This window comes from Enterobacter sp. A8 (assembly GCF_004296595.1).
Classification (GTDB): domain Bacteria; phylum Pseudomonadota; class Gammaproteobacteria; order Enterobacterales; family Enterobacteriaceae; genus Enterobacter; species Enterobacter cloacae.
Genome location: NZ_SCMF01000002.1, coordinates 461,839 through 472,998 on the forward strand (window position 1 = coordinate 461,839; position 11,160 = coordinate 472,998).

10 protein-coding genes and 1 pseudogene are annotated in these 11,160 nt (G+C 47.5%); 2 read left to right on the plus strand and 9 right to left on the minus strand.

Annotated features, from left to right (window positions below):
• Positions 1-85: 85 nt before the first annotated feature.
• The 3 genes from EQV24_RS10265 to EQV24_RS10275 all read right to left on the minus strand — a co-directional run bounded on the left by EQV24_RS10265 (position 86) and on the right by EQV24_RS10275 (position 3,571).
• Positions 86-388 carry a hypothetical protein gene (locus EQV24_RS10265; RefSeq protein WP_130626535.1) on the minus strand — a complete coding sequence of 101 codons (303 nt, stop codon included), beginning with the start codon at positions 386-388 and terminating at the stop codon, positions 86-88.
• A 790-nt stretch (positions 389-1,178) separates the two neighbouring features.
• Positions 1,179-2,207 carry a RelA/SpoT domain-containing protein gene (locus EQV24_RS10270; protein WP_130626536.1) on the minus strand — a complete coding sequence of 343 codons (1,029 nt, stop codon included), beginning with the start codon at positions 2,205-2,207 and terminating at the stop codon, positions 1,179-1,181.
• A gap of 686 nt (positions 2,208-2,893) precedes the next feature.
• Positions 2,894-3,571 carry a hypothetical protein gene (locus EQV24_RS10275; RefSeq protein WP_130626537.1) on the minus strand — a complete coding sequence of 226 codons (678 nt, stop codon included), beginning with the start codon at positions 3,569-3,571 and terminating at the stop codon, positions 2,894-2,896.
• Positions 3,572-3,861: 290 nt separating this feature from the next.
• On the opposite strand from EQV24_RS10275, the pseudogene EQV24_RS23715 reads away from it, so the two are divergent.
• Positions 3,862-4,173 (plus strand): annotated as a pseudogene (locus EQV24_RS23715) (type II toxin-antitoxin system HigB family toxin).
• Positions 4,170-4,589, plus strand: coding sequence for a helix-turn-helix domain-containing protein (locus EQV24_RS10285; RefSeq protein ID WP_013097659.1), 420 nt, complete (start codon positions 4,170-4,172; stop codon positions 4,587-4,589). The pseudogene EQV24_RS23715 and the gene EQV24_RS10285 overlap by 4 nt, the downstream one beginning before the upstream one ends.
• A gap of 68 nt (positions 4,590-4,657) precedes the next feature.
• Here EQV24_RS10285 and EQV24_RS10290 read toward each other — a convergent pair whose 3' ends face one another.
• The 6 genes from EQV24_RS10290 to EQV24_RS10315 form a co-directional block, all read right to left on the minus strand.
• Entirely contained in the window at positions 4,658-5,035 is a 378-nt protein-coding gene (locus EQV24_RS10290; RefSeq protein WP_130626538.1) for an Imm10 family immunity protein, read from the minus strand.
• Positions 5,022-5,237 carry a hypothetical protein gene (locus EQV24_RS10295; RefSeq protein ID WP_130626539.1) on the minus strand — a complete coding sequence of 72 codons (216 nt, stop codon included), beginning with the start codon at positions 5,235-5,237 and terminating at the stop codon, positions 5,022-5,024. Before EQV24_RS10295 ends, EQV24_RS10290 begins: the two co-directional genes overlap by 14 nt.
• Before the next feature lie 55 nt (positions 5,238-5,292).
• Entirely contained in the window at positions 5,293-5,835 is a 543-nt protein-coding gene (locus EQV24_RS10300) for an SMI1/KNR4 family protein (RefSeq protein ID WP_165876015.1), read from the minus strand.
• A gap of 256 nt (positions 5,836-6,091) precedes the next feature.
• A complete protein-coding gene (locus EQV24_RS10305; RefSeq protein WP_095427340.1) occupies positions 6,092-6,460 on the minus strand; it encodes a hypothetical protein in 369 nt (122 codons plus the stop codon).
• Positions 6,460-10,650: an RHS repeat-associated core domain-containing protein gene (locus tag EQV24_RS10310; RefSeq protein ID WP_243649025.1), complete on the minus strand. Its 4,191-nt coding sequence runs from the start codon at positions 10,648-10,650 to the stop codon at positions 6,460-6,462. Before EQV24_RS10310 ends, EQV24_RS10305 begins: the two co-directional genes overlap by 1 nt.
• Positions 10,651-10,667: 17 nt before the next feature.
• Positions 10,668-11,105, minus strand: a complete 438-nt coding sequence (locus EQV24_RS10315; protein WP_108453285.1) for a DUF1795 domain-containing protein — start codon at positions 11,103-11,105, stop codon at positions 10,668-10,670.
• Between the last annotated feature and the right edge of the window lie 55 nt (positions 11,106-11,160).

The following is an 11,160-nucleotide window of genomic DNA, read 5'->3' on the forward strand; positions in this document are numbered from 1 at the left end:
ATTAATTATTTCCTTAGTCCTTCAGGGAGTGAATCAAGCGCTTTATCGATGCTATTAATATAATCCCTTTAATGTTGTTGGTGCATTATGTCCACAAGCTACACTTCCTCCCCCCTGCGGGAATATATACCGAGCCACCTGTTGCAGTAAAAAATGAATTACCATTTGCATTGCGTAAAGAGATTGCTTGTGCAGGTGTTTCAGATGTCTTTATAACGTTAGAGGTTTTGCAATCTGATATTAATTGCGGCCAGTTATCCTGTATTGTTTGTAATATTCTATCTTCTGCCAAATTATTGGGCTTGTAAATATTTATTGCATAAAAGTCTTGTTCTGTAACGAATGCACATAATAGAGGATCTGTTCTTTCGATGAATTCCCCACTCATATTAGCTCCTAAATGAAAGTGGTAAATATACCACTCATTTAACCTCTTACCCTGATACCCTCAATTATTTATCCCTATACTTAGATATGGGTGAGGTTGTCTCAATTTTCAATACTTGCTTTTAATTTACGCCAACTAATAAATATGTCCGGAGAACGATAAATATGAATGACTCATGTAAGATCCGAGACTTGGAAATTACCCCCCTATCTTCAAGATAAATGAAATCAAACGGAAAATAACTTTTCTGAAAATGAGTTTATGACTGAACCATCAAAACTGAAATAATTTTTCAAGACATCACTTAATGACTCATGATAGTTATGAATTATAATATGGTTAATATTCAAAAACACTCTTTTTATATTATAGCTTAACTCGAGTTAAGCATTGAAATTATAAGGTTAACATTTAACTTATTTGCATTTATTTTATTTTTTCTAAAGTAGATGTTTGACATCAACTTTATGGGTTCGAACGTAAAATTTCAGGACATAGTGTTTTTTTAATACTCCAGATTCTACTTAGAAACATCACTGTATGAATAGTTGAGATCCATAACTAACTGTTATTCACGACTACCTATATCATTTTTTTCAACCACTATGATTATCTATAACACCGTCCGCTTCTGGCACGGAGCGGGTGTGTTAACGTAGCTGAAGGTCCGCTGTGAGCGAACATCGGACCTTCAATGGGGATAATCAGCAGATCCCCACTTGCGCTTGTGGTCAGAAGCGGTCCAAAAAAACAACCTGAGTTAGTAGAATTTAGACCGTTCTAGATAATATTATGATTTTATAAAAACATATCTGCTCAGGTAATTTAAAAAAGTTTTCGTATCTAAAAAATAAGCAGGATATGCATTTTTCAATTCATTAATTGAACTAACAGAAACCATAGCTACTTCACAGCCTTTATTTTCCGCACAGTATTTTTCAGACTCGACATAAGCTTCTGCCGCCTTTGTATGATTGTGATTTTCGAAACTCTTTATATTTATATTCCGTTTTACAGTGTCAACAACAATTATGCAAAGTCCTTTATCATATTTCTCACTACCTTCAATATGGCTTACTGCGGCGTTATAAGCAGGTAATATATTGAAAACATTCAACTCAACGGATAAATAACTTAATTCCTCTGATATTTTTATATAACTTCCGGATGGCTCTTTACCATATTCAACTTTATAAAAAAGCTCTGATACCAACTCAAAAAACCTAAGCCATCTTGTATCACCAAAACCAGATTTCAATGATTCTTTTCGAAACAAACCAACCATTTCAACTGCTGTAGCCCAGCTATGCTGAATAACTGTTCTTATTTGCATCTCAATGCGTAATCCATTTAAAGATGGAAATTTTTTATTTTGGAATGAATAGATCATGTGAAAGCTTCTATAACCGGAATCTTTCACGTTTATCATGTAATCATCCATTCTAACTAGTTCATGTGAAAATCTAGATGATTTTATTTTATTGACTAAATCATATACTTGATCTAGATTATTTAAAATAGCCCTGCACCCACCAAGATCCTGCATCTTATTTAACTTCATATCAGGGAATCTGGAAAGCTTAGTAACAATAGAAGGCAGTCTCTTAATTCTAGAGGACAGCAACGCATTTTTGTTTAAGGAAATAGCCTCTCTTTCCATGTAAAATTTTATTTTATTTAAAGGATATAAATGCAACATCCTCCACTCATGAAGAATTTGCACATCTTCCTCATTATACTTTTCACCTAAACTAAACTGAGAGACCAATCTATCACCAGCTCTTCCAACTTCCTTCTTTGAAACAGATAAAGTGTGCATAGTAAGATGCCTTATAATAAGATTATGCGAATTTAGTAATAACAAATTACAAAGACCCAACAGCGGGCAAGGGAAACAAACCACCACCAATTAAGAGGGGCTAGCCCGTACCGTTATGGTTTCAGGGTAACTGAAATAAATTGAATGCACCAGACGTGCTAGAAGTAGCCCGCTTGAAAAAGGGATTTAAAGGTGTTTTTTTAATCAATTGGCTGGTATCTATGGCGTTTTATTGCTCAAAACTGAATGTAATCATTCGTTGGAGCGGATCGAAAAAAGTCCAAGAAGTACTCACATCAGATGTGACTTACTGTCCATGAGGCATGAGGACATTTCTGAATCCCGTTTCGCGGGATGGAGGTGACCGACTCCCGTTTTTAACTCACATTCTCTTTAGTAACGTTCGCTGTTGGCACAAAGCGGACTAACGATCGCCTATTTCCGATACGAGAGTAATAAGAACATCAATAACATAACGGTCATAGTGTGCTCGAAACTTATCCCTCCGGACATGGAAGATTATGTGATAGTCAATAGAAACATAACTTCTCAATAAAACTAAGAGGGATTTTTTATAATTCGCAATTTTTAAAATTAATATCATAGCGCAAATCTAACATCCGAGAAAATTGGGAATCATTTTATAAATGATAGAGAAGCCAAGCCCCCTTAATATTAATCAGTTATTAGGGTCTTGGCCCTCTCTTTTTCGGAGTCGCTTCTTGTGTGGATGGCCTAATATTATCTTTAAGGTAATTATGTAATAATTCAATAGAACTCATCGTCGTAACCGCTAAATCTTTGGAGTCCGGATTAATGACTAACACTTCAAGTGTTGAACTTGAGGAGCCACTAACATCATTAAGCAGCCAAGCTAAATAATCTACGAAATCGTTGAAAGATAAAGAATGAGAACCTTGACCGTTGAAGAAACTATTTGCGAAAACATTTGCAGTACATAACGAAGAGATGTTAGGGCTTTGATCATTTAAACCGCAAGAGTCTCCAAATATAGATTTATTACAAATTTGCTTTCGGTATACGTTAGTATAGATCACGCCAGTAGTTGAATTGCTAAATGTAATAAAATGACATTTGTCATGATGGATAGTCATTGTAGGGCAAAGGGGCAATTTTTTACATAAATTTAAACGCCTTGGCTTTTTATTTTCGCTAGGTAGTTCGTCTTCTGAAAATTTAAATTCTATAATTGCAAATCTATTGGAGTCGCTGAGTAAATAATCAGCCCCAGCATCACGGTCTTGCCCATCCAGAGAAAATGAGTGAAAATCATAGCCAAATACTTTGGATTGCTTTTCCATGAATTTATTAAATACATCAGCTAAAGATTGCTCGTGTTTCATTAATATCCCGTCCCTTTTATCAGCCACTCACTTCGATGAATATCATTTGCTAAAGTAACGCAATACTTATTGATATGCTACACACATTATTGGTGTATTGACGCCTTAGAAAGGTCCGCTTCTGGCACAAAGCGGACATTTCTTTCACAGTCACCTCATACACTGTTCGCACTCATTAAATTAGCACCGTCATCACGAGCATATGAAAACTGCACTCCATCAAAGTTTCCACATTGTCAACCCACCAACCATCACCTATAATGTTTCCAGTCTGGAAATAAGGGGCAAAGGTGCACGTAGTCTCAACAGCACATTTCGACGCGGTCACCAGACAAATACCTAATCAAGCACGCGCTCTGGACGATCTTTACCGGGTACTAAAAAATGTGCACTACCCATCACCAGACGACATGCGAAAGCGCTTCCCCCAGTCGGGACAGGATGAAATACCGGGAAAAATGGTGAGTCATTGATGTGGGTGGCGGGCATTTAAGAGTGATGTTTTTGCTGATTTTGAGCGGGGAAAGATCTTCATCAAACACATCAGCACTCACGCAGAGTATGACAAGCTCACGGACCTCTACCGGAGAACGAAAGAATGAACTATGCAGCAGCCATCAAAGCGGCAAACGATCTGACCAACGAGCTTCCTTTCCTGGGCTCAAGCCCGTCGCGACAAGATTACGAGGATGCTCTGGCGTTGGTGGAGTATCTGATTGAGCATGACCCCGATAGCCCGCTGGTAGAGATGCTCACCGCGAAAATCGATAAATACGAAAACGAGTCTCCGGAGTTTGCAGAATTTAATGCGCGTGTTGCCAGCATTCCGTCAGGCGTTGCGTTATTGCGAACGCTGATGGACCAGTACCATCTCACTCAGAGCGATTTCGAGAACGAGATAGGCAAGAAGTCTCTGGTGAGTCGGATCCTTAACGGACAGCGCACGTTAACGCTGGATCATATGCGCGCGCTGGCGAAGCGTTTTGGCGTGCCGGTAAGTGCATTTGTGGGGAATTGATGAGGATGATTTTTTTATATTTAGAAAAAAGTGACGCAGCCAAGCTGGCCATGTCGCGGCTAAAATTTCTATGATAATTCTAGAGGCACGTCACTGCCTTCAAACACTTCCCACAAACACTTTCCAAGCGATTTAGAGTCTTTTGCTGCAGGAATGACCACATGATATTCCCTGATACCAATCATTTTTACGGCATCTTCATTAAGCACGATCACAAGTTTGTCTTCAATGAGCTGAACAGAACGAATAGAGTCTGTTAACTCATATTCCGTTGACTCACTCTGGAAACAAATGCATTCGTTAACGGATAATTCATCTTCGTCGAATCGTCCGATAATGATAAAGTTTTTTGGATCATGACTGTCATCCCCTATTCCAATGGTGAGAACATCATTTTCTTCAGCGCAGTTAATACACGTTGCAACAAGATTTTTAATTATACTCATCAGTTGTCCTTATCATGAATCGTTTCACTCCTGACAGATTTTTACCGAAAGCCTGAAATTCATTAATATAGTTAGTATCGTATGAACAGCCAAAAATGGCATCCACAGAAATATTTTTAATAATGCTCTTTTTAAAAGACAAATTATATATTTCCAGTATAGCGAAGCGGCTGTTGCTGCTGTGATATGCTGCACCAGCCACACCCACCTTACAGCAATAGATGGGCTTCGCCAGGATCACCGCAAGTACACTTTTATTAAAAATCAAGATCGACTTTAACTACCCCTGATGCATCTATTTTATCATTCTGAGCAGTAAGCATATCAACAAACTCATCGAAGGAGTTTGCTATTTTCGTCAGCCCGGAGGTCACTACTGAATGATTGAATATTGGATCAGACTCGTGATCCCAAAACCAAATCTCTCCCGACATACCTCCCTTGAGGCAAAGACAGATTTGATTATCACCAGACGAGGCTCCTATCGGTAACCATTGATCGCGAAAATCATTCCGGTATGTATCAGCCATTTCAAAAACAGTATATTCTTTACCCGATTCTGCAAGGCCGTACAAAGACTCAAGCGTATCGTTTCCTTGCTCATCAGACCATGGAGATGGTTGTAACGCCTTGAAAACAATATTTACATCAAAAAGAACAGAAACGCCAAAATGAAGTAAATAGGCACGATAACTTTCAGGAATTGGCCCTGTTGATGTTTCTAATGTATTTAAACTCTTTTTCAGTTCATCTAATGGTAATGATGCCGGCTTCGCTCCAAAACGCTCTATTTTTTTCAACAATGTCCTTTACTCCTCATATTTGGTGCGTAGTCAACATGTGGCATACCACTATGAAGCTCTCGGAAATAGAATTATAACATTAGGATTCAAATGAAGCATTTTATCGCTGGCATCAATTAAATGGTGATCCTGAGCGAGAAAATCATAAAGATAAGAAATTGTTAAGTAGATGAAAAATATTCACACTTCGCCTACTTAAATAGAACTCAGTAATAAACCAGCCGGGAAAATACACCTTTTCCCGGCTCGTCATTTATTGTGGGAACTTTCCACCTTTATACGAAGACCATAGATAACTGATGGCCCAGTTATTATCCTTTCCAACAACAACGCTTTTAGCAATTAATTCAAAATCATCTGATATGCGTGATGATATTTCAGAATTATTAATTACTCTGAATGATAGCTTAAATGCTTTTTCTCGCACGGAATTGATATGTTCAATATCATCCGCATCAAAACTTTCATTTTTAAATGAGTTAAACTCTTTCATCCATGCATCATCGAATTCTGGCTCATCTCTAGAATCCAAGGCGCTGTCTGCATCTAATGTTTTGAGAAAATCAAAAACTGATGCAGAGGACAAAAATTTTTCAACTTCAGCTAACTTATTATTACTCATTACATTAACCCTTGTTCTTTTAGCCAGACCTCTATTAAATCAACGGCTTTAACTGGCGTCACATTAGTACCTAACGAATAGGTTCCGTTTGGAGACTTAACATCAACTTTGATATCATCTAATTTGGAATACGCTCTCCTGTAAGCATCAAATAACTCTTTATCTGAACCAGGAAAATCACCTTGTCTTGGCCCTATTGTATCTCTTTCCGCATCATGTAATCGCCAATGATCATGTTCTGGGTTTTCTCCCCTAGGGAATAATGTAGGACGAGTTTTATCTGATCTAGAAATTTCAAATGGCCGCCCTTTTGATTTGCGGACAGCAGGTACATGATGACCAGACTCGCTAACGCCCATGCACTTCATTAAGCCTAACGGATCTATCCATTTGAGAGGGTTTGGAGCATATTGGTAGAGATTTAATCCCCCCGCTAGCCCAATCGGATCCTGCACAATAAACCGCCCGACCTGCGGGTCGTAGTAGCGGAACAGGTTATAGTGCAGCCCCGTTTCACCGTCAGCGTACTGCCCTGCATAGCGAAGCGGTTGATGCGCCATCGCCGTGCGGTTCACAACCCGTGAGAACCCTTCGCTCTGATGGCGTACCTCGCCAAAGCTGCCGTACTGGCCGCTCCAGCGCACCGCGCCGCGCTCGTCGGTCACTTCCAGCGGCGCGCCGTTCAGGTCGGTGTTGAACCAGTAAATCTCACCGCTGCTCTGGTCACGGAGATGATCCACCCGCGCCAGCGGGCTCCAGGCTTCATTCGGGTCATAAATATACGTACTGCACAGCCCGGTTTGCTGCTGCTCCTGCAACAGGCGGTAGCCCTGCCACAGGAAGCGCGTTTCGGTGGTGCCGTGCGCGGTGGTGACGATTTTGCGGGTACGGCGGCCCAGCGCGTCGTAGTGATAGCGCGCCTCAAACCGCCCTTCCGGCCCGGTTCCGCGGGCGGATACCAGCCGGTTCTCGGCGTCATACGCATAATGCTGTTCATACAGTCCGTTGCGGCGGCTTACCAGGTTGCCCCAGTGGTCGTATTTCATAAACAGCGCCTGCCAGTGCTGCAGGCGGTTATCCGTGACCGGTACCGCATCGTCATTGGCGGCGAGGTTATCCGCGGCGTCATAGCTGAACTGCGCGCGGCTGTGCCCCTGTCGGGCCTCGTAGTGCTTCAGCAGACGCCCTTCGGCGTCGTAGCCGTAATCCACCTCACCGCGCAGGGTGTCGCTAACGCCAGAAAGCTCACCGCGTGCGGTGTAGCGATACAGACGTTCCAGTATCGCCTGCTCCGGCAGGGTCACCTCCGTACTCAGCTCACTGCGCTGCAGGGTACGTCTGCCAAGGCTGTCATACTGGCGGAGCTGCTCGCGCGCGCCCTGGGTGCGGCGAATTTCCCTGTGCAGGCGGTCGCGGGTGAACTCGGTCACCAACTGCTGCCCGAAGCGGATGGCGCTGACATGGCCGGAGCCATAGTGCAGCCAGGCCAGCTTTTGCTCGCCGGGCAGCGTCAGGCCGGTCAGGTTGCTCAGGGCATCCCATTCATAGCCCACTGCGCCGTTAATGCCGGATTCGCTCAGCACGCGCCCGGCGGCATCATGGCGGTATGCAATCTCATCGCTTTCGATACCCAGGGCAACGCCTTCGGCTGTTGGGGTGCGACGGATGCGGGTGATCTGGCCGCTCAGGTCGCGGACGTAGCGGTACTCCGCGTGGCGCTGAGTTCGCCCGATCAGCAGCCCGCTGTCGTCATAGCTGAACTGCTGGACGCGACGGGCGATGCCGCCGTCGGCGGCAGGTCGGCCGTTTTCTTCGAGCGCGCAGAGGAACCCTCGCGCATCCCATTCCATATGGCGCACGGTCTCGTCCGGGCGCGTTTCGCTGAGCGGGCGGCCCACGGCGTCATAGGTGAAGCGGTATTCCGCCCCGTTGCCGTTATCGAGTCGCAGCAGGTTACCGCGCGGGTCGTAGCGCCACTGGCGCACGCGGCCAATACGGTCGGTAAGGCTGACCGGGAGACCGAGCGCGTTATAGGCCCAGCTTACCTCGCTTTCCAGCGGGTCGCGCCAGCCCGTGAGCTGGCCGCGTTCGTTCCACACCAGCGACTCGCGGCTGCCGTCCGGATGGATCACGGCACTCAGCAGCCCCGCGTTGTTCCACTCCCGACGCGTGATATTCCCTTCCGCATCCTCGCTGGCAATCAGCTGCCCGAAACGCTCGTAACTGAAACGGGTCACGCTGCCGGAGCAATCGGTGCGCTGTGTCAGCAGCCCCTGGATGTTCCAGACCAGACGTACCACGCCGCCGAGGGCATCGGTGATGCTCTCAGGCAGGTTCTCTTCCTCATCGGGATAGTGATACGCGGTGGCGTTACCGGCCGGATCCGTTTCCGACAGCAGACGACCGCGAAGGTCGTACATCGCCTGCGATGAAGTACCGTCCGGGTAGACCGTCCGGGTGATGCGGTCGGTCAGACGATACCAGTAATATTCTGTGCGACGGCCCGCCGGGTCCGTCTCACTGGTCATGCGGCCATACTTATCCCAGGTACTGCAGCGCATCGCACCGCCGGGCAGAATGACATCGCTGAGCTCGCCGTCGCGGTAGACAAACGTCGTCTGGCGGCCGTCGTAATCCGTGAAGCGCGCGACGTTGTCGTCGTCGTCAATCAGCCAGTTCGCCTGCGCACCATCATCACGAATGGCGCGACGGATGCCGTTTTCAAAATCGTATTCGAACGTCAGTTGTTCGCCACCGCTGTGGCGGAAACCGACCACGCGCGGCAGACCGTCAATCTCCCGCCAGCGGTATTCGCTCAGCAGGCCATTGGCGTCCTCGTGGGCGCTCATCAGCCCGTCCTGCCAGCGGAAGCGTCGGCGCACGCTACCGCCCCGGCCGGTCACACAGACCAGCTGGCGCTGTTCATCATAAGCGTAACTGACCAGGCAAATCTCGTCATCCAGCCAGGCGCTGGCGAGCCTGCCACGGTCGTAGCGGCAGACCACGCGCTGGCCCGCGCTGTCGGTCAGGGCATGCAGGGTATTATCCGCATTCCACTCGAAGAGAATATCGTTGCCGCAAGGTTCTGAGATGCGCTGAAGCAGTGACGGTGCGTCATCCTGCAGCGGCGCATAGTGCCAGCGTTCGCCGCTGACGTCATACACCGACCAGCTATCGTCATGGTGATGTTCAAGCCAGTTTTTTTCGCTCTCGCAGTAGGTGCGCATCCCTTTCGGCACGTTCGGGAAGGCAACGTAATCGCCGGACGGCGCACGCCACACCAGCCCGTCCTGATAAGGCTCCAGGCGGCTTTCCCAGAACAGGCTCCAGCCGCGGCCCAGCACGCTGTCGCCGGGGTTGCCGCTGCGCCAGTAGCGCTGCCAGCGCACCGGCAGGCGTGACGGCAGAACGAAATCGAGCTCATCATCCCCGCTGAGAAACTTCTGTCCGCTGACGATATCCACCGGACGGGCGATGATCCCCGCGGCCGCTACGCCGGTCATCAGCGTGCCGGCGCGGCAGGCGATACGGGCCAGCTTATTGATCCCAGGGATTTTGCCCAGCAGCTTAGAGAGCGCCCCGACTTTGCCGGCCGCACCGCCCCAGCCACCAAGAAGCCCGGCGAACAGCAGAGTAAGATCGGAGACTTTATAGAGCCACTCGGGCACTTCAGACTGAATGGGCAGGGTTTGCTGCGGATCGCCGCCGATGAAGACGTTGTCCGAGCCGGTCATCACCTTCGCGTCGCAGGTGGTGCGATCCCCGATGCGGGACGCAGGCTGGCTGTTAATCGAGACGCGCTTAGAGCCTTCGGCCATCTGCTGCGAGCCGTCGTCCGAGCACTTCACCGCGCTGTCCGTCGCGATGGCGGCGGGTTTGCTGTTGATAAACACATTGGGCGAGCCGGAGGTGATGACGCCTTTCTTCGTCATACTGGATGCCCCGGCATCGGCGATACTGTCCCGGGCGGCGGTCGCCAGCTCCCCCGTGTAATACCCCACGGCCAGGCTTGCGCCGACGAGCAGCACACCCACGCCAAGGCAGGATGCGCCGAGACCGGCAATAAACATCGCCCCCGCCAGAATGCCCCCGGCGGCGGCAATCAGACCACCGACAATCGTTCCGGCAATCATCCCGGCCAGCGCACCGGAGTGGCCGATATCATCACCAACGCGTGCAGCTTCAAACATAACGACTATCCCTGGTGTTAATGGTGGAAGCGAAAGCTCCTGAGAAGATCGCCGAACAGCGCGCAGTCCGTATCGCCCAGCGTACGGGTGCAGGTCATGGTGAACACCAGAATGTTATCGCCCTCGGCATTAAACACGGCCTGCTGCTGCCAGATGCGTTTCCCGTCGCGCAGATAGCTGGCGTGGACAATTTCACCCTGCAACAGGCCGTCGCCGAGCGTTGCGGCACTGCGTTCACCCTGCTTCCAGCCCTTGAGATGTTTTTCCATCAGGGCGAGCTGGCGATCGATATACGCGGCAAGCGCTTCGCCGGAGTTGAGGGTATCACGGGAGATGTTGAATGCTGGCGCATCCGCTGCAGGCGGCGCGAATACATTGACGGTACGATCCTGATAGCCCTCAGGAAAAGCGATCATTCCTTCATTAAACAGGCACTGCGAAGATGATTCTGACATTGAGCGGGTCCCACCACATTTTTTCAGAAGCGGTAAGTTTCGCATATGTGTTTAA

Bases quoted from the DNA above. Each gene is read 5' to 3' on its own strand.
- EQV24_RS10265 (WP_130626535.1), bottom strand. From the start codon at position 388: ATGAGTGGGGAATTCATCGAAAGAACAGATCCTCTATTATGTGCATTC.
- EQV24_RS10270 (WP_130626536.1), bottom strand. From the start codon at position 2,207: ATGCACACTTTATCTGTTTCAAAGAAGGAAGTTGGAAGAGCTGGTGAT.
- EQV24_RS10275 (WP_130626537.1), bottom strand. From the start codon at position 3,571: ATGAAACACGAGCAATCTTTAGCTGATGTATTTAATAAATTCATGGAA.
- EQV24_RS10285 (WP_013097659.1), top strand. From the start codon at position 4,170: ATGAACTATGCAGCAGCCATCAAAGCGGCAAACGATCTGACCAACGAG.
- EQV24_RS10290 (WP_130626538.1), bottom strand. From the start codon at position 5,035: ATGAGTATAATTAAAAATCTTGTTGCAACGTGTATTAACTGCGCTGAA.
- EQV24_RS10305 (WP_095427340.1), bottom strand. From the start codon at position 6,460: ATGAGTAATAATAAGTTAGCTGAAGTTGAAAAATTTTTGTCCTCTGCA.
- EQV24_RS10310 (WP_243649025.1), bottom strand. From the start codon at position 10,650: ATGTTTGAAGCTGCACGCGTTGGTGATGATATCGGCCACTCCGGTGCG.
- EQV24_RS10315 (WP_108453285.1), bottom strand. From the start codon at position 11,105: ATGTCAGAATCATCTTCGCAGTGCCTGTTTAATGAAGGAATGATCGCT.